General features: G+C 53.9%; 20 protein-coding genes and 1 pseudogene. 10 read left to right on the top strand and 11 right to left on the bottom strand.

The window, feature by feature from the left end; genetic code table 11:
• A partial coding sequence (locus PQR40_RS34750; protein WP_408510837.1) for an IS6 family transposase occupies positions 1-480 on the top strand: 480 nt, incomplete at its 5' end.
• 322 nt (positions 481-802) lie between these two features.
• Here PQR40_RS34750 and PQR40_RS34755 read toward each other — a convergent pair.
• On the bottom strand, positions 803-2,152 hold the full coding sequence (locus tag PQR40_RS34755; RefSeq protein WP_408510838.1) for an amidohydrolase family protein: 1,350 nt from the start codon (positions 2,150-2,152) through the stop codon (positions 803-805).
• Between the two features lie 175 nt (positions 2,153-2,327).
• On the opposite strand from PQR40_RS34755, the gene PQR40_RS34760 reads away from it, so the two are divergent.
• The 3 genes from PQR40_RS34760 to PQR40_RS34770 all read left to right on the top strand — a co-directional run bounded on the left by PQR40_RS34760 (position 2,328) and on the right by PQR40_RS34770 (position 4,710).
• Positions 2,328-3,233, top strand: a complete 906-nt coding sequence (locus tag PQR40_RS34760; protein ID WP_408510839.1) for a LysR family transcriptional regulator — start codon at positions 2,328-2,330, stop codon at positions 3,231-3,233.
• Positions 3,230-4,153, top strand: coding sequence for a LysR family transcriptional regulator (locus PQR40_RS34765; RefSeq protein WP_408510840.1), 924 nt, complete (start codon positions 3,230-3,232; stop codon positions 4,151-4,153). The genes PQR40_RS34760 and PQR40_RS34765 overlap by 4 nt, the downstream gene beginning before the upstream one ends.
• A 281-nt stretch (positions 4,154-4,434) precedes the next feature.
• Entirely contained in the window at positions 4,435-4,710 is a 276-nt protein-coding gene (locus PQR40_RS34770) for a DUF1016 N-terminal domain-containing protein (RefSeq protein WP_408510841.1), read from the top strand.
• Positions 4,711-4,863: 153 nt separating this feature from the next.
• On the opposite strand, the gene cnbZ is transcribed toward PQR40_RS34770, so the two are convergent.
• Together cnbZ and PQR40_RS34780 are read right to left on the bottom strand one after the other, a co-directional pair.
• Positions 4,864-5,667, bottom strand: coding sequence for a 2-amino-5-chloromuconate deaminase CnbZ (cnbZ, locus tag PQR40_RS34775; RefSeq protein ID WP_408510842.1), 804 nt, complete (start codon positions 5,665-5,667; stop codon positions 4,864-4,866).
• A 73-nt stretch (positions 5,668-5,740) separates the two neighbouring features.
• Positions 5,741-6,529 carry an SDR family NAD(P)-dependent oxidoreductase gene (locus PQR40_RS34780; RefSeq protein WP_408510843.1) on the bottom strand — a complete coding sequence of 263 codons (789 nt, stop codon included), beginning with the start codon at positions 6,527-6,529 and terminating at the stop codon, positions 5,741-5,743.
• Between the two features lie 413 nt (positions 6,530-6,942).
• On the opposite strand from PQR40_RS34780, the pseudogene PQR40_RS34785 reads away from it, so the two are divergent.
• A pseudogene (locus tag PQR40_RS34785) lies at positions 6,943-7,098 on the top strand (transposase domain-containing protein); the annotation flags it as partial.
• 108 nt (positions 7,099-7,206) lie between these two features.
• Here the strand turns inward: PQR40_RS34785 and PQR40_RS34790 are convergent.
• The 3 genes from PQR40_RS34790 to PQR40_RS34800 form a co-directional block, all read right to left on the bottom strand.
• The gene (locus tag PQR40_RS34790) at positions 7,207-7,884 is read right to left on the bottom strand and encodes an RraA family protein (protein ID WP_408510844.1); all 678 of its coding nucleotides are present in this window, start codon (positions 7,882-7,884) and stop codon (positions 7,207-7,209) included.
• Between the two features lie 297 nt (positions 7,885-8,181).
• Positions 8,182-9,030, bottom strand: coding sequence for a carbon-nitrogen hydrolase family protein (locus tag PQR40_RS34795; protein ID WP_408510845.1), 849 nt, complete (start codon positions 9,028-9,030; stop codon positions 8,182-8,184).
• A 296-nt stretch (positions 9,031-9,326) separates the two neighbouring features.
• Positions 9,327-10,262, bottom strand: coding sequence for a LysR family transcriptional regulator (locus PQR40_RS34800; RefSeq protein WP_408510846.1), 936 nt, complete (start codon positions 10,260-10,262; stop codon positions 9,327-9,329).
• An 832-nt stretch (positions 10,263-11,094) separates the two neighbouring features.
• Here PQR40_RS34800 and PQR40_RS34805 point away from each other — a divergent pair.
• On the top strand, positions 11,095-12,339 hold the full coding sequence (locus tag PQR40_RS34805) for an MFS transporter (RefSeq protein WP_408510847.1): 1,245 nt from the start codon (positions 11,095-11,097) through the stop codon (positions 12,337-12,339).
• A gap of 310 nt (positions 12,340-12,649) precedes the next feature.
• Entirely contained in the window at positions 12,650-13,750 is a 1,101-nt protein-coding gene (locus tag PQR40_RS34810) for a porin (protein WP_408510848.1), read from the top strand.
• 710 nt (positions 13,751-14,460) lie between these two features.
• Here the strand turns inward: PQR40_RS34810 and PQR40_RS34815 are convergent.
• Together PQR40_RS34815 and PQR40_RS34820 are read right to left on the bottom strand one after the other, a co-directional pair.
• Positions 14,461-15,687: an MFS transporter gene (locus PQR40_RS34815; protein ID WP_408510849.1), complete on the bottom strand. Its 1,227-nt coding sequence runs from the start codon at positions 15,685-15,687 to the stop codon at positions 14,461-14,463.
• 490 nt (positions 15,688-16,177) lie between these two features.
• Complete coding sequence (locus PQR40_RS34820) at positions 16,178-17,008, bottom strand: creatininase family protein (RefSeq protein ID WP_408510850.1); 831 nt, start codon at positions 17,006-17,008, stop codon at positions 16,178-16,180.
• 651 nt (positions 17,009-17,659) lie between these two features.
• On the opposite strand from PQR40_RS34820, the gene PQR40_RS34825 reads away from it, so the two are divergent.
• The gene (locus PQR40_RS34825) at positions 17,660-18,229 is read left to right on the top strand and encodes an IS4/Tn5 family transposase DNA-binding protein (protein WP_408510851.1); all 570 of its coding nucleotides are present in this window, start codon (positions 17,660-17,662) and stop codon (positions 18,227-18,229) included.
• A 145-nt stretch (positions 18,230-18,374) separates the two neighbouring features.
• On the opposite strand, the gene PQR40_RS34830 is transcribed toward PQR40_RS34825, so the two are convergent.
• Positions 18,375-19,343 (bottom strand): LysR family transcriptional regulator, encoded by a 969-nt coding sequence (locus tag PQR40_RS34830; protein ID WP_408510890.1) that lies wholly within the window; start codon positions 19,341-19,343, stop codon positions 18,375-18,377.
• A gap of 323 nt (positions 19,344-19,666) precedes the next feature.
• Between PQR40_RS34830 and PQR40_RS34835 the strand changes: the two genes are divergently transcribed.
• Together PQR40_RS34835 and PQR40_RS34840 are read left to right on the top strand one after the other, a co-directional pair.
• The gene (locus PQR40_RS34835; protein ID WP_408510852.1) at positions 19,667-21,106 is read left to right on the top strand and encodes an amidase; all 1,440 of its coding nucleotides are present in this window, start codon (positions 19,667-19,669) and stop codon (positions 21,104-21,106) included.
• A gap of 158 nt (positions 21,107-21,264) precedes the next feature.
• Positions 21,265-21,651: a nuclear transport factor 2 family protein gene (locus PQR40_RS34840; protein ID WP_408510853.1), complete on the top strand. Its 387-nt coding sequence runs from the start codon at positions 21,265-21,267 to the stop codon at positions 21,649-21,651.
• 961 nt (positions 21,652-22,612) lie between these two features.
• Here PQR40_RS34840 and PQR40_RS34845 read toward each other — a convergent pair.
• Positions 22,613-23,794: a porin gene (locus PQR40_RS34845; protein WP_408510854.1), complete on the bottom strand. Its 1,182-nt coding sequence runs from the start codon at positions 23,792-23,794 to the stop codon at positions 22,613-22,615.
• Between the two features lie 160 nt (positions 23,795-23,954).
• Positions 23,955-25,271 (bottom strand): MFS transporter, encoded by a 1,317-nt coding sequence (locus PQR40_RS34850; RefSeq protein ID WP_408510855.1) that lies wholly within the window; start codon positions 25,269-25,271, stop codon positions 23,955-23,957.
• Between the last annotated feature and the right edge of the window lie 148 nt (positions 25,272-25,419).

Raw genomic sequence — 25,419 nt, forward strand, 5'->3', positions numbered from 1 at the left:
CACCTGTCTCTTACTCCACTGAAGATTCGTGGCAAATGGGTTTATCTGTACCGGGCGGTGGATCGGGCGGGCCAGACGGTGGACTTCATGCTCAGGGCAAAGCGCGACATGGGTGCGGCCAAAGCCTTTTTCAGAAAGGCGATCAAACATCAGGGCCAGCCGCCGGAGACGATCACGCGCGATGGTTATGCTGCCTCGCACCGGGCGGTGCGTGAAATGAAGGTCGATGGCCTGCTGCCTGAGGCTACGAAGGTCCGGTCCTCGAAGTACCTGAACAACGTGGTCGAACAGGACCATCGAAACATCAAGTCCAGAACGAACGTGATGTTTGGCGTCAAACGGTTCAGGAGCGCCGCGACCACGATTGCCGGCATCGAGTTGATGCACCGAATTCGCAAGGGGCAGTTCAACCTCTCCATTCTCGGGCCCAAAGATGCAGTTGTGCCCGCCGCCTGGAATGCTGTCCCGTTCGATCGATAAGGTATCCATATCTATAGTAAAATTTTCGGCCAATCCGTCTATTTGCATCAGAGCCGCCGTATCCGAGTACCTGATGAACGAATAACGGAACGATCGAAAGCGGCAATTCCACCGAGATGAATCCAAAAAATAGCCCGACAGCGATAAGCGCCTTTGCGCGCACCGAACTTTCACTGCGTGTATCCAACGGCGATGCCAGCGACAAATTTCCATGTGAAAACATGTTGTTACGCAGTAAAACGCCAGGCGTCTTCCAGTCGGTTGTTCTGCAAGGCAGGGCGCCTGCCGCGTTGTGCATAAGTGGCAGGCAGGTTCATATGCTTCAAGCCGCCGGTTGAAGACGGGGGAAATCATCTTCAAATGCATGAGGCTGATAGCCGGCTGCGTCGAACAGATAGTCACGCGAGGCATCTGTTGCGCGCCGGACAGCGGCGAGGTCGACATCGACCAGTTGACCCTCATGCTTGCGCAACCGACCAGCGATCATCACGGTCCGGACATCGCTGCGATTGGCCATGTGCACGACATTGCCCACTGCGTTGTGCGACGGGAAGATGCCGATGCCGTCCGTGCGGATCATGATCAGATCGGCCTGCTTGCCAGGCGTCAGGCTTCCGATGCTGCTCTCGAGTCCCATGCAGTGCGCACCGTCAATCGTTGCAGCTTCCAGAATCGGACGTACATGCGTCGGTGCCGGCGCAGCGGTCTCAGCGGCCGCGCGTCGCTTCTGGCCGAACGTCCGCTGCTGGGCAAAGGCGGCGTGCATTTCGCCAAACATGTCGCCACCTTGGGATGTGTCGATATCGATACCCAGTGCCGGACGCAAGCCGTACTCGAGTGCCGTCTGATACGGGAAGCCATCGGTTTCCAACCCGAACAACGCGTCCGAGCGCGGGTTCACGGTGACGTTGACGCCTGCTTCCGCGAGGATTCGCCAGTCGTCACCGGTCAGGCGGACACAGTGATTGAAGATGTTGTCCGGGCGCAGTAACCCTTTGGCGTGCAGATCGCGCAGTGGCGACCGGCTGCCGTCCCAGTTGCCGAACTCACTCAGGATGCGGCATCCGGCTTCTCTTGCCACCGCCCATTGATCCGCGACATCGGTATTGGCGAACAGGCCCACATTCACGACGGCATCGGCTGCACGCTTCAGACGCTGAACTTCTCCGGGCCAGTGTTTGACTGCCATTCCCACTGGTTGACCAACCATGTGAATGGCGCGCAGACCGGCCACATCGAAGGCTTCCAGCGCGGCATCCGTGTGTTCGGTGGTAAGACTGTTGTGCGCGGCATCCAGGATGCTCGTAATCCCCGCATCGATGCATGACAGGCTTGTCAGGAGCGTCGCGAGGTGCATGTCCTGAGGACGGTAGTAACGGCCAATCGCAAATGGAATCGCTTCGAAATACTCGTTGAGCGTTTCGACGTTTGGCATGAGTCCGCGCAGCAGACCGAGCCAAGCGTGCTGGTGAGGATTCACAAAACCAGGCATGATGATGTGCCCGCTCGCGTCGATGGCGCGCGCATCGTCCGCGCTGAGGTTGGGACCGACTGCGGCGATCTGTGGACCTTCGACAAGGACATCGGCAATAGTGAAGTCGCCGATCGTTTTGTCCAGACTCAAGACCGTGCCGCCCTTGAACAGGGTCCGTTCGTAGTTTGTCTGCTGCATATTGCTTTCTATCCATGAGGTTGATCTGGCGAGGGTCTGTCGATGCAGATTCCGGCTGTTTCTTACCGCACTGAACATCCGTTGCAGCCCGCGTGCGACGAATCATAGGCCTCCCCCGTTATTTACTGAAGAGCGCTTATGTCTGTACACTCTTGACTCAAATTCAGGAGTGGCGATGAGCTTTGACGGACGTTTGTTATCTGGCGTGACCGTGCTGGCGGCCGTGGTGGGAAGTGGCAGCTTCAGGCGGGCGGCGGCCGTATTGGGCATGTCCGACTCGGGCGTTGGCCGCGCCGTGGCTCGTTTGGAGACGCGGGTCGGAGTGCGGCTGCTGGATCGAACCACCCGCTCGCTGGCGTTGACGGAAGAAGGACGCCGGTTCTACGAACTCGTCGTTCCCGGACTGGCCGATATCGAGGATGCAGCGGAGGAATTGCTGAATTCGCCGGCATCGGTTCGCGGCAAACTCCGGGTCGACGTGGACCCATTCTTTCTTCGCACCATGCTGGCCGACGGGTTGGCCGGTTTTCTGCAGGCGTATCCCGAGGTCGAACTGGACCTGCTGACAAGGCAATCGGTTGGCGATCTTGTGGTCGACGGGATCGATGTCGCACTGCGCTTTGGCGAGCCATCACTGTCATCTTCCTACGTGTCGCAGAAACTTCTGGAGACTCGGGTGCTCACCGTCGCTGCGCCTGAATACTTGGCCCGGCGCGGGCATCCCACGCATCCGTTGGACTTGACGAATTACGATTGCATCCATTTCCGGAATCCGGCAACCGATCGCGCATTCCCTTGGGAATTTCATCGCGGCGGAGAAATCCTGACGGTTCCGACGACGGGACGACTGATGCTCAGTGACGTGACCGCGATGCTGCGCGCGTGTGCGGCAGGAGCAGGCGTCGCGCAGACCATCGAGGTCGGAACTCCCGACCTGGTGAGCGCGGGGAAACTGGTTGAACTGTTTCCTAAGTGGTCCGACGAGCGGTTCGGCCTCTATGCGGTGTACCCGTCGCAATACGCGCCTTCATCTCGCGTGCGTTGCTTTATCGACTTTGTCATGGAGGCGATCCGCTCATGAGCAGACCGGCCGGACGGACCACGAGCCTTGATGGCCGACTACTGACAGGTGTGAGCGTCCTTGCCGCGATCATTGAAACAGGTGGCTTTGGGCGTGCAGGAGAACTGCTCGGAATTACCACCTCGGGGGTAAGCAGATCGCTCTCGCGCCTCGAAGAGCGAGTCGGTGTTCGCCTGCTCGATCGGACAACCCGTTCAGTCAGTCTGACCGACGAAGGGCGAAGGTTCTACGAACGTGTCAGGCCCAGCATGGACAGCATCGAAGAGGCCGCCTCGATGGCGTCGGCGTCGGCCTCGGTCGTACAAGGCCGGCTGCGTGTCAATATCGATCCCTTCGTCATGCGGCTTCTGCTTAGTGGCCGCATAGGCGCTATTCTCGAGCGGTATCCGGGCCTGAGCCTTGAGTTGATTTCGCGCGATCAGATTGGGGATCTGGTGGCAGACGGCGTTGACGTCGCGGTGCGATTTGGAGAGCCGAGGGGGGCATCGCTGATTGCGCGAAAGATCGCCGATCTGAAACTCATCACGGTGGCAGCCCCGACGTATCTCGAGAGGCACGGACGTCCCAAACATCCAGGTGATCTCCAGTCGCACGCCTGCATCCATCTTCGAGATCCGCAGAGCGGCCGGCCATTCGCATGGGAGTTCCACGGAAAGGGTGCTGCGTTCACGGTTCAAACGTCGAGTCGACTCTGCGTGAGCGATGCGGCCACGATGCTTTTCGAGTGCATTGCTGGCACAGGGGTTGCACAGGTCTTTGCCGTCGTGGTTCGCGACCTGGTTCGGAGTGGCGCACTCGTTGACCTGTTTCCAGGGTGGGCAGAAGAAACGTATCCGCTGTATGCGTCGTACCCCTCGCGTAAGAACCGTCCGATGAAGGTACGGGCGTTCGTCGACTTCATGGTTGAAATGGTGAAATGAGGACAATTCTCAAAAGCAAGAGCGCCGGATTCGTGCGCGCCCAAAGATACATTGGCCGTTACCAGCGCTCGACCGCTTACTTGTCACAGAGGCTTAAGTGTCGGGTTTCAGGGTGCTAATGGACGAATGTCCAATTTAGATGACGGCCCGTGGTGGCCGACCACGGAGATTCTCCAGACAGTATCTGGAAAATCTGCCGTTCCTGAAAATGTCCAGACACCGTCTGGAAAATCGCCGCCAGCGAAGACGTCGTCGACTGCATGGCAACGGTGCCCGATTGCATGGCGCTAGCCACCCATCCTACGTCGCCCTGGCCCGCCTACGTGCGCCGGCTTTCAGTGAAGACGGCGTCCGCTCGCGCTTTCTATGAAACAGAGGGGTTGCGCGAAGGCTGGTCGGTGCGCCGGCTCGACCGCCAGATCAGTAGCCGGCTTTACGAGCGGCTGGCGCTGTCGCGCAACAAAGTGGCCCTGATTAGGAAAACCGCGGATGTCCAGCCGGGCGATCCCCGCACGCCGGAGGAGGCGATTCGCGATCGTTCGTTCTCGAGTTTCTAGACATCAAGAACGAGTACTCAGAGTCGGATCAGGTTTGCCATCTTTCCACAGTCTGACCGTTGCATACAGGTCGACATACAAGTGCCGACCTGCATATACGATGTCACAAAGAGCGATGAGTGACGATCTTCGAGTCTGCGCGCCCGGCCGCCGTCAGTCGGTTGCGACAACCAGTTCCTGACGGATCGCTCGTGCCTCGAGTTCTACCTCGCCGCCGGCGATCGGCGGCCGTGCGCGATAGACAAGTACGCCACCGCGGATTGGAGTCCCGACAGCACCGAGCAGCGCAGGTTCCCAAAGGTCCGGAATATCGTGCACATGGAAAAGCGCGATTTGAGTGGCGTCTTTCCACGCAAAGCCGAGCTTGTTGAGCGTGTCGCCGACCGTATCAATCGTGTAGCGTGTACGTTGCCGCATCGCGGCGGGACTGGTATCGCCATCTGCGATTGGCTTGCCGTTCGCGCCAATGTCTGCCTGTCCAGAGAGCAGGAACGTCTGACCTTTGGACACAGCGGGGACCGTGTAGCTGAACGTGCATACCGATGTTTTCGCCGGCGGGTAAAGGGCCAGCGCAATATTGGATCGACATACGCCGCTGTAGTCACCGAACATCAGCTCCCATTTGCGCAATTGTTCGAAATACGGCAGATTGAAGGTCGACCAATCGTTAAATGTCAGCGGAGCGGGTACACGCATTTCAATGCCGCAAAAGGCCTGTGCCGGGCGACCGATACGCTCTAGGTGCGCCTCGATGAACCGGTATGCTTCTTCGAGCGGTAGCCAGGACTGCAATTGGACCCTCACAACCTCAAAGCCTTCATCCGGGATGATCCCGGAGCAGTAAGCGGCACCACCGGGCAGAATCTTGTAGTTACCCGGGCGGTTTTCGATCATATGGAGTGCGGACATGATTCGATTCCCTAAAAAATCAGACTGATCAAAGAAGAATATTGCCAACCTTATCTAGCGCAGTGTCGATGCCGCTGCGCAGCGATTGGTAACGGATCCCCATCATACAAATGATCGTCGATTAGAGCTCGTCGAGCACCGGAGGGTCAAACCAATTCGTCAGCGACAGACCTCCGTCGACGACAAACGAGGCGCCGGTTACGTAAGCCGATACCTTGCTCGAGAGCACCGCCAGTGCCATTGGCGCGAGGTCCTCGCTGCGGCCGAGACGACCCAGCGGGATGTGCCGTGTAAGCGAGGGGTCGGCGACGAAGCCACCAGCTGCGATCGCACCGGGAACAAGCGCGTTCACTCGAATGCCAAACCTGCCAAGTGTCTTAGCGAGCTCCTTGACCAGCATCGCGAGGGCTGCTTTCGATGTGCTGTAGTGTGGGAGGTTGCGGGGCGTTGCCGCATGCAGGGATGTGAGCATCAAAATGGATCCGGGTTCGCGGGCGGCGATAAGCTCACGAGAGAATTCACGTGCCAGATGAAAACCAGCGTCGACGTTGACTGCGCGCATCTGCTCCCAGGTCTCGTCGGTGACCGCGAGTGCGTGATCAGACTCCCGCCTCGGGGGCGCCGCGCTGTGAACGAAAAGTGTCACGCGTCCGACGGCTGCGCGGGTGTCGGTGATCAACGCGTCGCAGGCATCCCGGCTTGCCAGATCACCGATCCATGGTACAGCGAGTTCGGGACGCGATGATGAAGCTGCGGCGGCGGAAACGGTATCGCGGTGCACATCAGCGAAGACGGTCCGCACACCTTCGCTGACCAAAGCTTGAGCGATGGCTCGGCCTATGCCGTTGCCCGCACCGGTCACAAGGGCGGCATCGCGCCCGGGATCGAATAGTTGAGTGAACAAGCTCATGTTCTGGAGGCTCCACAAGAGTGTTGCGGTGGTTGGTTGTATCGAATAGGAAATTTTGAACGCGCATTAGTGAATCGCAGTACGGTCAATCAGAATCGGAGATCATGCGAATACTATGGTAGGACAAAAATTTGAACGGCCTTTCAAGCGCTCGTTCATCGGCTTGGAGTGACAGGTTACTCGAAAGTGAAGTCTAGTCGCTCAGTTTGCATTGACGAAATATGAAATACTTATCCAGCGATCAGTTGCCGTGATCCTTGCAACCTCCTTTAAGCGAGTTGCCCGGTATTGCTGACCGTATTCAGGTGACTTGAAACACGCGATTTCAAGTATTCGTCGTTTGCTGGATCGGTAGCGTACATGAGAACCGTCAAACCCTCGTTGATTGACAACTTTGTGCAGAGTGGTCGTCGATGTACCCCCTCGTCCGCACCTGCAAGCTCGGGGGCATCGATCCCGAGGCATATCTGCGTCACGTCCTCGCCCACATTGCAGACTATCCGATTAATCCGGTTGATGAGCTGTTGGCGTGGCGTGTCGTCGCTTCGCTGCATCCGGCGTCAACCTGACGTAGTCACGCGCCGCACATCGCTGTTAATCACGGTCGTGATGCACCGCTTACGCTACACAAAACGTTGCCTGTATCTGATCGGTCTGTTTGGCTAAGCAGTTAGACGTTAAGGCGCTAGGGACTGCTTGACGAGATCGCTGGCGCCTGTGTGAGCCCCGAGCTTGAATTCACCACGCCGCAACGCGGCTTCGTGTACGTGGAGCTTCGCCTGAAGATCCAGCGCGCGGCGTGCCTCCTGTTCGGCCTCAGCTAGTGGCAACACCAGCACACCGCTTTCGTCCGCAAGGATTACGTCCCCCGGGTGCACTACGACTCCACCGATCGACACGGGAACGTTCATCCGACCGCCAAGGTCATACATGCGCGTAGTAATGGAGGCTATTCCTCGCGACCAGATCGGGAAGTCGGATTCCTCAAGTTCCGCAAGGTCCGTGGTTGGGCCGTCAACGATGCCTGCAGTTGCGCCCGACGCTTTGACGGCCGCAGTGACGCCACCACCCCAACAAGCGTAGGTGTTGTCGCCAAGTCGGTCTACGAGAAGGATGTCACCGGGACGCAGCAATCCAGCGGCATGATGCAGCAACGTAGAGTCCGGGCCGGGGATGCCTAACGTGACCGCAGTCCCGACGACATGCTTACCTCGGAGCATCGGGCGGATCTCGCGATCGCAGAAGCCCCAGAAACGGAAGTGACCGATCGTTGCGGTTTCAACCGTAGACAGAAGTTCACGGACTTCGTCGTTGATCTGTTTCGGCATCGGATTGACTACGTATTTGTGATCCATGGATCTGCCTCTAATATGTATGAGTATTGCCGTTACGTTCGAATTCGTCTATTTCGTCGATATATAAAATTTTGCTTCGTATAACTAATCTATGATGACTTATCAGAAATGTGTTCAAGATAATAATTATTTAAGCGGGGCAATCCATCCTGACGGCCGAATATATGGAGAACGACGGCGGTTAAATCGCCGCGTTCAATGCCTGCAAGGCTGTGCGCAGGAGCAGGGCGCGCAACGATCAACGGCAAACTGAGCGCAGAGAAACCTTGCGCAACAGCAGTTGGTTTGCGTTGTATCCTATACAGCTCTTGCGTCCACCAGCGGGAAACTATCCGCTTCGTCGCTTGCTTGTCTGTTCCACGCGGGGACGTTCTGGCGCGCGTGACTTACTTGCTCTGTGTCGATGGATGCCGTGATGATCGTCGATTCGTCACCGGCTTCGGCAAGTATGCGTCCCCATGGATCAACAATGAGCGAGTGCCCGAACAGCTCGACGCCGTTCTCGAACTGACCACACTGACCCGCTGCAAGAACGTAGCATCCCGTCTCGATTGCGCGAGCGCGAATGAGAGTGTGCCAATGTGCCCTGCCAGTGTGCCGCATGAAAGCCGCGGGCACGATAATGAGGTTGGCGCCAGCCTGAGCGTATCGACGGTAAATGTGAGGAAAACGTAGGTCGTAGCAAATCGAAAGTCCTACACCGCCTGCGCGGGATCGAGCAATCGCCAGCTTGGTTCCGGGGGCGACAGATGCGCTTTCTCGTACTTGACGATCTGGAAGATCGATGTCGCAGAGATGAACCTTGTCGTAGCGGGCGTTCACCTTTCCATCGGATCCAATCATGAAGGACGAATTGAAGATACGACCGTCACCTGCCAGAATGCCGACGGATCCCACGACGATCTCAATCCCATTTGCCGAAGCAAAGTTCGAGAACTCTATTAAAGCCGGATGCTCAGCTTCCGTGTATGCGACCGGTCGGAATAACCCGTTAGAGGTATCGATGCCGGCGCAGACCTCAGGGAGTACCGCTATGTCAACCTCACGATCGATCGCATCTTCTAGCATCATCAACGCGGTGTCAACGTCGCGTCTCCAGTCCGAGGTAGCAGTGTATTGAATACACGCCGCTGTCATCGTAGTCATTCGGTCTCCCGGTCTTCGAGGCAAGATTTCAAAAAGAAAGTTGCAACCAGGGAGCCTTAGCAGAAGCACCGCTGATTCACGATGAATCTTCCGTCAGGTGTGAACGTCGGTCAAATTGTATAAGTTGATGCCGCGCTATAAACAAAGTGAATGAAGTGACGATATTTGCAGTTCGTGGCTCAATAGCTAACCGAAACCACTCCCGATAGGCGGGGGGGAGCGGAGGAAGGGAATGCCGTCCCCTCCGTTGGCCGGAGGGAAGGGGCCTAGGCGGAAAACACTCAGTCAGGGTCGGTCTAACGCCAGATATCCGGTTTCGTCTGGTCCGCAATGTAGTGTTCAATCGCGTTATTTGCGATAGCGACGAGTGAGTCAATGATAACGTTCGTGACCGGTTTTTTCAGACAGGCAAACACGTGGAAGGTCGGTGGTGCCTGTCTAACAGGGACGATAGCCATACGTCCAGTCGCTATATCATCTCGAGCGAGAAACGTCGGACTAGCGATGACACCAAGTCCGGATAATATTATTTGTCGCGCTGTGCTAAACGAGTAGATACAATTGAGTATGATCTTGCTGTGCCGCTTGGGAATATGCGTGACACCCGCGAGTCGGAAATAGTCAATAAGCTGTTCGTAGCCGGACGTGCCCGGTCTGGCCATCACGATGGGAAGCTCAGCGAGTTCGGCTATATCGATTGGTCGCGCGCAATCGTATTTGTTCGGGTTGGCTAGCCAGGATAAATTCATGTTGCATAGGCCATGCGAAGCTATGTTCGGCTCGTTGACTGGGCCAACGAGGAACGCCAGATCGATTTCGCCTTTTTGAAGACGTTCAAGCAGGTCGCTACTGGTACCAGTTGTAATTTCAAAGGTTGCTTTGGGGAACGAGGACGATATTTCGTTGAGGAACGCGGGTAGCCATGACATCGTCACAAACTCGATCGCGCCGATTCGTACGTGATGTTCAGAGTATTCGTCACTGGCGGCCAGTTCGACCAGCTCAAGAGAGAGCGAAACAATCGCTTCGGCATGGTTGTATATCCTGCGACCCGCTGGCGTTAGTTCAAACTGCTTCGCGCTTCGATCGTAAATCTGAATTCGAAGCACGTCCTCCAGTTTATTAATGCGATTGGAAATTGACGGTTGACTAGTGTGCAATTTTTCAGCAGTGCGGCTGAAGCTTTTCAATCGCGTGAGCCACACCAGTGTTTCGAGAAACGTCGTGTTCATCTTCTTAGAGCCTCGGGCCATGACGCGATATCTACGATCCGCAAGAGTCTGCGATGTTCGTCCGGTTACTATTCCGTGTCGCATCCAGCTCACGTCGAGCGTTCATGTCAGCGCGATCCTGCCCGGGATGTTGCACGATCGTTCGCCGCGTGTCAAAACTTCAAAATCGACCACTCTTCCATCTCCCTCCAAGCCTGAATATACATCGACACGATCCCCATTCGCACCGCTGGATTCGCAGAATCGCTAGCTCTGCTCGGTTCTTCCGGAAGAGACTGGGACTTCGCACGGACGCTTGCTTTCCTACGCGGCCGTCGAAAGCTGTCTGACCTTATATTGAGCACCGGATCGGGATCGGATCCGAAGGTGCGCGCTGTAAAGCTGGGCATCGTGCCTAGTCGGCAACCAGTTTCCATGTTCGAGAGGGTCCAGCCTCATCAACTAATTTTATAGGGCATCAAAGAACAATGTGATTGGACGGGGCCAATTTGGTTGGGGAATATACTTTCAGCGCGAAGAAACGCTGCTGAAGCAGACGCGGCGGACCGTACGTGGAAGACGATCAACGTGCGTGAACACGTTCCGGGATCGTGAATATCAAACAATTACAGAAGAAGCAGGAGACGTTAAATATGACCGAAGCAGCGGAAAACGACTGGAGTTACGTAGCTGCGAAATGGTCCCCGCGAAGGGCGTAAAAGGCAGCCGCGCGATCAATGACCTCAAGTAAGGGCTTCACCAAATACGTCGATTGTTGGCGAGAACGTTCTCAAATCGACAAGTCAGCACATTAACATGGCGTCTAACTGATCACTTCTGCGTGTAGGTAATCATGAGTTTATTCAGAAATAAATGGTTCATTCTATTTGCGTTGCTGATTCCGCTCAACCTCCTGTTCGGAATCGATAGAAATGCAATGACGGTTTCAGCACCGTACATTCAGCACGAAATGGGGCTCGACTATGTCCTAATGTCGGAGGTGCTTGTCATCTCAACAGCAGTTTATGCGCTTCTTCAGGTGCCGGCAGGTTGGCTTGTACAGCGCGCCGGCGTCAAGTGGGTGTTGATCACTGCATGTTTAGTCTGGTCCGGTGCCACCATCCTCGCGTCGTTCCAGCACACCAGCAATGGACTGTTCGGCGCCCGAATTTTGCTGGGCATCGGCCAGGCGCCTGATTGGGTTGCATGCATCCTCGCGCTAAAATTGCTCTTTCGTGAGTCCGAGCGCGAAGACACGAATGCGATACTGCTTGCGGGTCTATACACAGGGTATATCGCAAGCGGCACCTTCACTCCTTACCTCGTCGAGAATTTCGGTTGGCGTCAGTCATTTTTCGGATATGGCATCGCTGGGATCGTACTGGCTGGGATTATTTTCCTATGCTTTCAAGGGCCGAGTCGAGAAGTCCGCCCGCAAGAAGGAAAAAAGGACGAGACACGAGCACGAGTGTGGACCGGTCGAGTGGTCACCAATGTCGCTCAGGCAGCCCTGTTTTTCGGACTCGCTTGCATCATGCATTCGTTCTTTTTCGTTACCTTCCCGCACTTCGCTAGCTCGCATTTCAAGGTGACGCCCTCAGGCGCTGGCAAGTTGTTCTCTATTCTCTGGGCAGCCCTTTATGGCTCAGTTTTGTTCTGGGGAGCTTTGATTAAGTACTTACGAAGGAAAGGGAAGTCGGAGTTCCTGCGCAGTGCTAGGGGGCGTGTTTTCGCAATCTCATTGGCGGCAGTTTTTCTCGCGATTGGACTTTATTTCGACGATACGTGGGTATGTATGACGTTTTTCGCGATCTCGATGGCGGGACTCGGCCTTTGCCAGATCTTGACTTGGTCATACGTCCAGACTATTCCCGGCGTTACCGGGATGGCAGCTGGCTTTGTACAACTCGCGGGAAATGCCGGTTTGGCTCTGGGCCCCGTGGTCTTCGAAATCCTGTTCAGAAACTACGGTGTGTGGATTCCGGTTTGTTATATCTCGATTCTCTGCGGAATAATTGGAGCGTTGGTCTGGATTTTGCCTCACGTGTTGACCAAGGGTTTAAAAACTGATCCGTTAAGCGCCGACGGCTCGATGTAATGCGAGAGGTAGCTGATCTGCAATGGTACCTCTCTGGCGCATCAGCACCGTTGCGTTAGCGACAATAAGCGACAACTTGTCCCACGGGGGCGTAACGCTGCCTTCAAGGCAGCGCGCAAGACATGGACTTGGGCCAGTCTGGCGTGCTGCGGTTCGCCGCTCATGAAACCACGAGTGGCCGGTTATCCGCGGCGATACATTGGTCGGGACTGCCCGGCGCCCCAGTGCATTCTCTGCAAAGTAATCAAACACTACGTTGACACGATGTGATCGGGTCCCTATCTCGTCTGAATTATTCTGGAGAATATAAATGAAATTCAAATTAGTGGCTTTTGCTGGATTTGCGATTTTTTTTCAAAATGCGGCTCAGGCTCAGAGTAGCGTGACTTTGTGGGGTTTGATTGACGAAGGGATGCTGTACAACAGCAACGCAAATGGCCATGACAGGATTTCGATGGCAACTATGCTGACTTCTAGTAAATTCGGATTTACAGGCATCGAAGACCTTGGTAACAACTATAAAATAGTGTTTTCACTTGAGAACGGTTTCAATCCGGCCACGGGCGCGATGAGTAATGCGAATCTTGCTTTTGGAAAACGAACCTATATTGGTTTGTCGTCTCCATTCGGAACGCTTCTCGCCGGACGTCAATATTCTGCTATCCTCGACTGGGTGAAATGGTTTTCCGTTAACCAGTCGTTTGCTGGTGGGCTGCCAGGATTGTATATGAATGATGTTGACGATGTTGGTGGCGATATTCACTTCAACAATACAATCAAATACAAATCACCGGACTACAACGGATTTGGATTTGGTGGGCAGTATTCGATGAATTCCCATACCGACTCGGCAACGTCGGGAACGGCGTGGGGGGTGGGTACTGCATATGTGGGTAGCAATTTCGGTGCTGGAGCGGCTTTTCAGCACATCGGGAATCCACAGGCTTATGCCGCATTTCAAAATAATGCTACGTATACGAATGTGTACTATGGCCGGGCGATCACTCTTGCGAGCGGGTGGAATATTGCAGCGGCAGGCGTTTTCGCAAACTATAAAGCGCTGAATGTGCAGTTTCTATATTCGCGAGTAAATTTTTATCTTCCATCTGGAAAAGATATTTCTGTATTCAATAATTATCAGTTGGGATTTAATTATTCATTAACTCCCGCGATCCAGGCTGCCGCCTTCTACGTATATTCAAACGTAAGCCAAGCTGGAGAGGGCGGCTTCAACAACCAACACTTCGGCGTAGTCGGACACTACTTATTGTCCAAGTCAACCGACCTTTATGCTATTGCCATGGGGATTCTCGCGCACGGGAACGTTGCAGGTGCACAAGCAGTTGGGCAACCGGCATCATCGGCAAGTAGGCAGTTCCTCGCCGGCATTGGTATCCGTAAGAAGTTCTGAAGTAACTCGAAACTCTTGGAGCCGCGCCGTTGCGGGCGATCGGCATTGTTCGACTTGCTAGAGATGGTCGACGATCTCTGCTGAAGTTTCGAAGCCGCCTAGATTTGCGGCCGCTAAGTTGTTTGCGTTAACGAGAGGTTGGGACAAGAATCTTGCAGTGAACATGCATCCGTCGATTTCTGCAGAGAGGGAAGTAGGTGCCTTTTTGTGATGGGGAATTCAAAGAGATCGTTTCACATTCCCTGGATCTGGTTTCCATCAGATGTCGGTGATTCCCACGGCGCCGTCATTGACGAACAGCGCGCGTCCCCTCTGATACAGCGCGTAGTTGATAGGGCCAATGCCGAGCAGGAACACCATCGCGTGGTGTTCGTTGGGAATGAGAAGATGGCTGGCAAATCGCCGGCATGCCACATCCTCGATTTGACGACTTGCCTGAGCATCCAGCTAGGAAGTTGCGCCGGGCGCGTCTACTAGGTGCATTGAAAATTGCTAAATTCTCGTTTTTTTGGTCGCTCAAGCGGTGCATATCGACTTACTAGAGCTGTCGTCAGGCTGCTATCGAGCAAAGGTCGCCTGGTACGAGAAAGTCGGGTGAAGCCGCATTTCGGCGCGCGCAACTGTTCGCGTTGGAGAGAGACTTCGCCTTGGAGGCAGAATCTCTCATGCCGTCCGCGAGCCTGTTTTCGCCCTTCTGGGCTTGATGCCGCTTATGCTTCGGTCCGTGTTGAATGTATCGCACTAGCGTTTGGAACCATCCAAAGTGCTGAACCGAGCAATCCAATGCCTGCTATCAGAATGGCCACATGTGTCCACGCAGAATACTCCTTGAACAGAATCTCGAACACGACGGGCCCCAGCGCAAGAAATCCGTTTCCAACCAATTGAGTGACACCCGCAGCAATTCCGGTTGCGCCGGAAATGCTCTGGACATGAGACCACGTTAGAACCTGACACAGGCCGAGCGCGGACATTGAAAGACAAAGAAGTAGCATACTTGCCCAGAGGCTTCCCCACGATACGCCAAGCGCAAGCAACACAGCCGATGCCATTAGACCCACGCTACGGCCTAGGTTGCCTCGCAGCCAATCGCCGCCGCCCCGGGTCTTGAGGTATTTAATAAGACCGCCCCAAAAGAGGACGGATAAATACAGTACAAGCCAGAGAACAGAGAACAGAGTTCCTGCCAAGACAGGCGTCACATGCAAGCTAGATCCAGCAAAATGAGGAAAGCTTACAAAAAAGAAGCCGTGTTGAACGCAGACCGCACCATAATAAAGACCAATTTGCGCAATCTTCCAGATCAGTTCAGCGTTCCATCTGGTATTGGTTCCTCCCGACAGGCAAGAAACAGGAAGCAATTTATCTGTTTCTTGACCTTTGTATCCAAAAAACAAAACTAAACTGAAGGCTATGCCAATAAGCCCGTACCAAAAAAAGCAATTGCGCCATCCGAAATTCTCAACGATATAGGGCGTTATCGCACCACTTGCAATAAAGCCGGTGTACGATGCGGCGAGCAAAAGCGAACTTGCGCCCTCACGGTCATTTTCTGGAAACAACATCTTCATCGCGAAGATGCAGGCGACCCAGTCGGGAGCTTGTCCTATGCCGAGCAAGATTCGCGCGCCGAAAAATCCCGCGACATCGGTTTGCATGGAAGTCGCCAATGTTGCGGCTGACCAAACGAGACATGCGCCCGCCAGCATCCACCGCACGCCGAACCTCTCGACAAGCCATCCCGCGGGTATCTGTAACAGTGCATACACCGCCGTTGAAATGACTAGTATCTCGGACATCAGAACGTAGTCGATTCCTAGCTCAGGTTGGATATAGTGTGCCGTTACGCTAAGGGCATTCCTGTCAACGCCGAATAAAAAATTCAAAGGAGCCAATAGAACCAGCATTATGAACCATCGATTTTCGAATATTTTCATAATTTTATCGACTCCTAATGAGCGCATGGGTGTATTTTATCTGTATAAAAATACATACTAATTCGTTGGTCTTTTGATGAAATCGATTGATCTGATGCAGGTTAGAAACCTGATCATGAAAAATAGGGCGGGACAGCAGTTAAGATCGCTCTCGTGGATTGAATTCTTATATCGTGCACCGTTTGTCATATCGACCTTCGATCATCAAAAGAAAAGATTGATTTTTGAAAAGTGCAGCAGACGAATAAAGCCGAACGGTGTTCGAACCAGGCGCAGTGTGGCGGGTTCGAACGCTCTACGAAGCGCGTACCCGATCTCTAGTTTCAATTAGAAGCATAGATGTATTGATAAACCTCAACTGTCCCAACGCAACTGCCCCAACGCAACTGCCGAAATGGGAGCTGAGAGGCACGCGCCGGACAATTCCATCTGTCATAGTTACTGGGCGTTGAGACGGGTGGGCATGTTGCCTTTGCACGCGCACCGAATACTATCGGATTGATTTTCCGGTTGAAGGGTCGGTATGGCGTTTGACGTGAAGAGCTAGATCAGTACCTATTTCAACCAGTCGGTCGACGACTTGTTTTCCAACTGCGGCCGAACATAGGCGCGGATCGCCTAGATAGATAGCATTGGGGACCATGTCATTTCCCTCAAGCGGGACCGTGACAAAGCCTTTTCCTATGTTGACGGTATCAAAGCCGCTCACAGGTAGACCCCAAGCATGTACGTCTTTGACCGGCGGGGCCATAAGGTCTTCACGTACAAGATCGGGAAAGAGATGCATTGCGACGCTCGTTAGCGGGTTGCCACCATGGCCGCTCGACGCGCGAGCTTCGTCTTCTCCTATGATCTCTGGCAAAAACGTGTATGCGACTCTCCATAGGTAGAAGCTCGGAATAATAACGCCTTGCTCGAGCCAGATTCGTTGGGTCGCATCATGAATCGTGCCGCAGTTTCCTCCATGGCCATTGACGATCACTATCTGGGTCAGACCGTGCCTCAACAAGGAGTTCAGCATGTCGTCCAACAGGGATCGCAATGTCGACTGGGAAAGAGAGATGCATCCGGGCATGTACCCGAAAAAATCACATCCACCGAATGGTACTACCGGGGCGACGTAGGTTTCTGTGCCTTGCTGACTCGCGCGCTTAGCAATCTGTTCAGCGACCACCGCGGCACTCAAATAGTCGCCGGTCGGTGCGTGAGGCCCTTGATCTTCGAAACTACCCATTGGGAGCAGGATCACAGGGCTTCTCGAAGTCACTTGACGCATTTCGTCCGCAGTGAGTTCCGCGAGACGGTATTTTGTGTTCGTCATTAGTCGCCAGTTATTGTTGAGGTTGGGGCGTCGCGATGTGCCGCGCATTGGGATTGTGTTTTATTCAAGTCCTAGCCTATCCTGCCAGAATCTGTAGAAGCGGCGGCTGTCATTATGTCGAACACATCCCACCGATTAGTGACCTTAGACTGGCTTGACTTCGTATTTTGATTCCGTCGCTAGTCCAATTGCTTGGATGATCGAATTCGATTTGAATCCCTGCTGAGGCGGCCCGCGCGTAGGTGCATGTCATCAATTTTCCACATCTAAATTCACCGCGTCCAATCAGAATATGTTGTGCATTCTTATAGAAATATCTGATATGGGTTGGCAAGATGTCCGTTGCTCTCGCACCTTGATTCGAGGATAACACCTTCGGATATGCGCTATTCTTATCAATATCGCTTGATGTCTTGCTGACCAAATCGCGTTGCCGATCTGCCGACATCGCGCGTCTGCAGGCCTGCGACTGCGGATTCGCGAAACGAGCTACTTTAGTGTGGCCGCCAAACCTCGATGCCAACGCGACTTGCGAGATGAGGGGGATCAGGCTAAGCCCTCAGGTTTACCCACATCTATGCAGGGACAGCGCTTGTAAACAGTTTGAGGCGGTGTTAACTTTTGAGGAACCGCCTCAGGAACTACACGTAATTGCCTTCGACCGACAATCAGGAAGACCAGGACGACTGGGCCGACATCGAATTCGGTGCGGCAAATCTGGGCGATGCCCGTCTGACGAGTCGACTCGTTGCGCTGGCACGCCGGCTTGCCAGCACACCAGACTGCTCGTTTCCGCGTTCAATGGACGCCGCTGAACTCAAGGCCGCCTATCGCTTCTTCGATAACGGGCAGGTCGATACCGATGGTGTGCTTGCACCCCACATAGACCAGACGCTCAGGCGCATGACCCAGGTACCCGTTGTGCTCGCCGTACAGGATACGCAACGTGATCGAACAGGACCATCGCCACATCAAGTCCAGAACGAACTTAATGCTCGGATTCAATCGGTCATGAGCGCCGCGGCCGTGATATCAGGCATCGAGTTGAGGCAAGCATTCGCTAGGGTGAGTTCGAGGTTGCGAAGCTCGGTCTCAAGGATGCCGCTGGGCCTGCTGTATGAAAAGCGGTTCTGTTTGATCGATCAGTTATTCCGTCTTTGTGGGATTTTTCAACCTGTTCATCTATTTACACTGAAGCCCGAGAGCAGGCCAGCGGAGTGAACTCAGCGATAGGGCGCATCAGTTGCTCGAGCTTTTGCGCGGACGTGCTTTGCCGTGTGGCTCGCTCGGCCAGTTGGTGCAACCGGACGCTTCCTATTTTCGATTTCGTACGATCAACGGGTCTTGCATCGTAGCGGCCTTTTGCTCATCGGCGCGTGACCGTCCGCGCTTTCTTCGCGCCTTTCGCTGGTATGGCGCGTTGGCCCGTCGCAAACATGGTCATGCGCTCGCGCGACCATTTAAGCAACGCCTCAGCCGCGGCCGACAGTGGTCTGCCGCTTCGCACCAGCAACCTTGCTTTGGTCGATCGGAACATCGGATGCGCGATCGGGAGCACGACCAGGTCTCCGTTCGAGACTTCGCGCATTGCACCGGACAGTCCGACAAGCGTCACGCCGTTGCCGCGTCGGACGAAATCCTTCAGCACCGTCAGAGAGTTCGACGTCAGCGTCGGACGAATCGATTTGTTCTCGACGTATGCGAGCGTTTCCATGAATTTGCCGATGCCGAACGTCGGGTGCATCAAGCCGAGCGGATAGGCGAGCATCTCCGCAATTGACACGTCGGTTCCGCGCTGCGCTAACGGATGCGATGCGTGGACGAGAATCGACAGCGGCTGCGCGGAGGTCGCACGATATTCGATATTCGGATGCCCGGGAGGATTGAATGCGAGGCCGAAGTGCGCGCGACTTTCAGCCACTTCAATGACCAAATCGTCCACGGGTAAAGTATCTACGCAAATATCGAGCTTCGGATAGCGCTCGCAGAAATCGATCAACACTTCTTCCATCAGCGTGTCGACGTAACTTTCGCTGGTTACGACCCGAACGTTCCCCTGTTCTAGGCCATGTAATGCCCGAAAACGGTCTTCGAGTTGCTCTTGCAAGGCATGGCATCCCCGCCAGTAATCGAGCAAGTGGCTCGCCGCATCGGTAGGCTGGACACCGCGAGCGTGCCGCTCGAACAGGAGTGCGCCTATTTCGTTTTCGAGTAGCTTGATCTGACGGGTGATCACGGATGGCGCGGTGTTCAGGCTGTCGGCCGCTCCACGAATCGACCCGTGTGTCACCACCTCGTGGAAGTATCGGAGCCGATGCTGATTGACGCTTCGCATGTGAGTGTCTCCTTGTTCGAGCTTTAACGTGAGCGTTGCCCAATGGGCAACTATACCTATGTTTTGTTGCTCTTGCTCGTATGAAATTGTGGAGGGATGATAGACCTGTCGTCGACAAACATTGGCAAACGGCTTCGCCGCAGAAACCACCATCACATTCGTCCATATTGACCACATGAGAATGAATGGGAGAGTCATGCGGATGAGAGCGATTTTATGAAAAAATTTCGATGACATAGGTAAGGATTTCAAAGAAAAATCGATTGCGTCGATTCAATATCTGATCGGCGACAGAACCACGGATTTTCAAAAATTGAATGAGTATGGAAAGCGAAATTGTCGACTTTGGCGCGATTGAACTTGCGAAACTGATCAAGCGTCGCGATATATCGTGTCGCGATGTCATGTCCGCGTATCTGAACCGGATCGATCGCTGGAATCCGGTTGTTAATGCGATTGTTTCGATGCCCGATCAGGAAGAACTGCTCGACCAGGCGGACGAGAAGGATCGTCTATTGGGAGCGGGGCAGTACTTGGGCCCGTTGCACGGGTTGCCACAAGCCCCGAAGGATGCGTCGGCTGTTGCGGGCATGCTAAGTACATACGGTTCGCCGATTTTTGCCGACCATGTTCCGATCGAAGATTCGATTTTCATTAGCCGGATGCGGGCGGCCGGTTCGATCTTTGTTGGCCGGACCAATACACCCGAGTTCGGTCTGGGCGGGCAAACCTATAACACCGTGTTCGGTACCACGCGCAACGCGTATGATCCAGCCATGACGTCGGGCGGCAGCAGCGGCGGCGCCGCCGTCGCGCTCGCTGCTCGCATGCTGCCCGTCGCGGACGGCGGCGACATGATGGGGTCGCTGCGCACGCCAGCAGCATTCAACAATGTTTTCGGACTGCGCCCTTCGAGGGGTGTTGTTCCGTTTGGTCCCACTCCGGAGCTATTTCTGCAACAACTGGTTTGTGAGGGACCAATGGCGCGCAACGTGCCGGATCTCGCGCTGTTGCTTCAGATTATGGCTGGACACGATCATCGTGCGCCACTGTCGCTCGACAGAGACCCTACCACGTACGCCGGTTCGCTCGATCGAGACTTCGGTGGCACAAGAATCGGCTGGGTGCGTGACTGGAGTGGGTATTTCCCGATGGAGCAGGGGGTACTGGATCTTTGCGATCAGGCAGTACGGATGTTCGAAACGCTTGGGTGCAATGTCGAAACGCTTGACGATGAGATGCTTGGTTTTCCTCCTGAGCGACTCTGGTCGGCATGGGTCACGCTTCGCAATTTTCTGATGGCGGGGAGTTTGGGTGGGCATTATGAGAATCCCGTCACGCGCGCACAACTTAAACCTGAAGCAATCTGGGAGATCGAACGAGGTCTCGCTCTGTCCGGCTCGGATATATATAAGGCTTCCCTTGACCGCAGCGCATGGTATAGCCGGCTATTGACGATATTCGCCCGCTACGATTACTTGATTTTCCCCGGGGCACAGGTTTTTCCCTTTTCCGCGGAGATACATTGGCCATCGGAGATCAACGGTCGCGCGATGGACACCTACCACCGATGGATCGAGGTTGCAATCCCTGCGAGCATGGCCGGCCTGCCGTCCATGAGTACGCCTGCAGGATTTAGCGATACCGGATTGCCGATGGGCATTCAGATCGTTGGACCGTGTGGAAGCGATTTCTCGGTCATGCAACTGGCCCATCAGTACGATCTTGCCACCGGACTGAGCCGGAATAAACCCTATCGTTAACGGGCACGGATCAGAAGTCTGACTTGGTTGATGCGGCACTCAGGGAAGCGCTTTGCGCGTGTGTCGTGTAGAAATATCTGATGCGGTCGATGGTTTTCGGTGCTGAAAGACACAGCACAAATTGTTGCCAATGAGGCTATCTATTACTGGAGATTGTCATGTATTTAAATAAAAATGTGAATGCTGTTCAAGATTATGAAGATATCCTTGAGGTGGTAGGAGAGTACGTCAAAGGTCTTAAAGTTGGTAACGTCGATGGATTGAAGCGTGCTTTTCACGAGAACGCGGTGATGTACGGTTTTACCGATCAAGGCTTACTTGAGGGGACGATCCAGAATTTATATGACTATGTGAAGAACTATGGCGACGCGCCGAAAATCAAGACTCGTTTCGACGTTCTTCATAAAACGCCGACGACGGCGGTGGTTCGGGTCGAACTCGAGAATGATGCGGCCGACGGTAATTTCACCGATTATCATTCGTTGATTAAGGTCGGAAATGAGTGGAAAATTGTCGCGAAGCTCTTCCATTTGTACGAAAAGTAAGAGTTCCTTGTTCTTGACTCTCGCTCCATTGCGGGCGAGAGGCGTTCTTATGAGTATTCGTCTCGCAGTCCTACTCATCTTTGACTCTGAAATCCGGATATGCCGACGCCATGTTCGGGTTCCACCAAACGTTTTCCCATCTTGTAATCGTGCAGGCCGGCATCTACATCAAGATTGACCCGGTGTCAGGCGTTACAGATTTCGCTGTCAAGTAAATGTGTCGCTATATGAGAGACGAATCGACGTGATTGTCGACGTTTACAGAGTGGCCCATGTTTTTGCCATGTCAATTGGACGCAGGTTGGCACCGTGATGCTCAAATCGAAACCCGAATTGGTCGTCCCTGAAGTGGTCGACAACGCAGATAAACAGCCTTTGATCGCATAAATTAAACGTCAATTACCCTTATACGCGCCGGTATGTAAGTGCAATGAGCGCCATGCCAGATTTGCGTGATTCGGAGTATCCCGATTTGTCTTTCTTCGTACATGTCGGTCCAGTCGTAATTGATTAATTTCGAGCCGAGGTATCAAAGGGGGCCATATTTATCTGATAACGACTCGATTGCGTAAATGACGAGGTACATCGAGAATCATATAATCCAAAGCAAGAAGTATCCCACTTACGTATGGGGGAGTCACCTAAACGAGCGGAGAGACGGTCGATCTTGCAATGCCATCTTGTAAGGGGCATGCCGGAGATTGATTGCGAGTGTCGGAGAATTTGCTATATGGTCTGGAGCTTGGCATTGATTGCCAGAGAGGTCGACGATCAGGAAGTCTTACTGAGCGAAGGATCTCAGCTGTTAGGTCTCGTGTCAGCGGGGAGTAAGGCGTGTGTCGGAAACGCCGTGTCGATACTGTGTTGTGAACCGAAACCCGACCGTCCTGAGAAAGAGGTGGATCAATCGCAGCGGGCGATCGAGCTATCAGTTTTTGGATGCATGGTTGTGCCTTCGTATTCAGAACTTATGACGGAGATCTAGGCGTACCAGTAGCTGATGATTATTCGACGAATCTCCCACGTTGGTAAAATCGGCCACGGCAGCAGTCCCTAGCGAAGACGTTCCCGACGCTCGTTGCCAACCTGCCTCGAAATAGACGTCGGTTCGTTTCGACATTAGATAGTCGGTCAGGAATGCGACCTGGTTGTAGTGTTGATTGCCGACTGTCGCTCCGCCGGTGGTTCTGACGCCCTTGCCGATCAGGTATTCGTACCCAAGCGAAAAGGATAAGAACGGTTTGCATGTGTACCGGATTCCGATGTCGGCATTGTTGAATTGAGCGGTTCCCCCAATGAGGGGGCCTCCGAGGTTCGCATACTGGATGTTGGATGCGGAGGCTGCAAGCGTCACGGATCCGATGGAATAACTAGCAGCCACGATTGCGACCTGATAGGCCGATGCACTCGCATATCCTTTGTTCAATGACTGAGCCAGCCATGATGCGCCGTTGGCATTGTTGGTGAACAATCCGGAGCCGGGCGTCGACGATACAGGATTTTTGAAATACTCGAATGCGGTGCCGAGCAATAGTGAGCCATTCGTATAACTGGCACCGAGCGAGTAACCACTGTTGGCAGTCGTGTTGCCGGATACGCCCCCGACACTGTATTCGCCGCCGAACATAAATCCGTAAAAATTTGGGCTCATGTAACGAACTGCATTGTTCACACGTATGTCGTTTCCCGTGTTGTCCAGGTCACCGGGATGCCCGAACGCCGCCGACCCGATCATACCGGCGAAACTCGCAGGTTCGGCAAAGTAGAAGATCATGTCGTATTGCCTGCCGAACGACAGGTTACCGAACCGAGCACTTCCGAGACCAACATAGGCCTGCCTGCCGAATGCCGTACCGCCTTGTCCGAAGGCACCCGTATTCAGGTTGATGCCAGATTCAAGTGTAAAAAATGCATTCATGCCTCCGCCTAGATCTTCACGACCTTGAATGCCCCAGCGGCTACTGTTCATGCCGGAGAAAGAATCGAGCGATACACGCCGTTCGCCACCGAGATTACTCTGATACATCAGTCCTTCGTCGATAATTCCGTATAGCGCGACGCTACTTTGAGCATGCGACGCGGTTGCTATTGTGCAGAGTGTAGTGAGATATGCGGCAGATCCGAAAAGTTTTGCTGATTTCATTTGGCATCCTAATTTAGGATAATACTATTTGATATTTATGGAAGATAGATCGACGATCAAAGCTTTACATTCTATATTTAAATTGTTTCGGCCTTGGCCTGGCAAGGCAACGGGCAATGAAATCGTTAGACAAGAGGGGCGAATGGGAATGATGCGTTGGCTAGCGCGCGTCCGTGTGTGATTTGGTAGACGCATCATCGCGGTGAAGTCGGTTTTTCATGAATACGAAGGCGCCGATTAACAACAAGCCCGACATGGCGAGCAAGCCAAATTTCGTACTGCCAGTTGTACTCTTGATCCAACCGATTAATGTCGGACTCAGGAACGCACCACAAAGCCCGATCGAGTTGATCAGCGCGATGCCACCGGCTGCCGAATCACCTTTAAGGTATTCGGAAGGGGTGGCCCAGAATACCGCATAGGTGATATACATCATCGCGTTGGCTAACGTGATGAAGGCGAGCGAAGCCGTTAGATTGCCGGTTGACATCGCGGACGCGGCAATCGCAAGCGCGCCGATTGCGGCGGTAACCGTGCAATGCCAACGACGTTCTCGACGCAAGTCGGAACTACGGCAGCCAATGAACATTGCGATGGCGGCAACGATATACGGTATCGACGAATACATACCGATCTCCATCGGATCTTTCAGGCCTTGTTCCTTCAGGATGGTCGGTAGCCAGAAGCTAACGACATACATGCTGCCCATCAAGCAGAAGTATGCGAGAGCCATGAGATACACCTTGGGATCCTTCAACACGTGCGAAAACGAGTGATACTTTATCGTAGGGGTACCGAGTTCCTCAGCGAGGAGGTGCTTTTCGTCTTCGGTCAGCCATATTGCTTCGCTCGGTCGGTTGACCAAAAAATGGCGCACTGTGAATCCAAGTGCAATGCATGGTAGGCCTTCAAGCAGAAACATCCATTGCCATCCTGAGAGACCGTATATGCCAGACAATGCGGTCATGATCCAGGTCGACAATGGTCCTCCCATGGCGCCGCCGATCGGACCGGCGAGCGTGACAACAGCCACGACACTCGCCATCCGCTTCGCGTTATACCAATAAGTTAGATAGAAGAACATGGCGGGAGTGAAACCCGCTTCGAAAACGCCCAGTAAGAAGCGAATGACATAAAATTGGGTCTCGTTGCGCACGAACAACGTGGCGGCTGAGGTGAGACCCCAGAGCACCATGATGCGGCTGATTGTTCTGCGCGCTCCGACTTTTGGTAGCAACAGGTTGCTCGGCACCTCGAACAACACGTATCCGAGAAAGAAGATCCCGGCTGCAAGCCCGTAAGCCGCATCCGTCATGCCCAATTGGCCTTGCATTTGCAGCTTCGCGAATCCGATATTGATCCGATCCAGGTACGCGAGCGTATAGCAGGTCAGAAGAAACGGCAGAAGTCGCCAACTTATCTTATTGAACAGGCATGACACGCTTTTGCTTTGCTGCGATAGTTCGAGAGTAGACACCTAAAGTCTCCGAGGGAAGCACATGCGTTATGTGCAACGGTTTGGGATCGTTCGTTGGAGCTTATACTCACTACCCAAAATCAATGGTGCAAGAGCAACAATCGTCAGGAGGTGTTGCCCATCGAGCAACATACCAAAGGAGTGATGT

Origin of the sequence: Paraburkholderia sediminicola (assembly GCF_046026855.1) — a bacterium.
Lineage (GTDB): Bacteria > Pseudomonadota > Gammaproteobacteria > Burkholderiales > Burkholderiaceae > Paraburkholderia > Paraburkholderia sediminicola_A.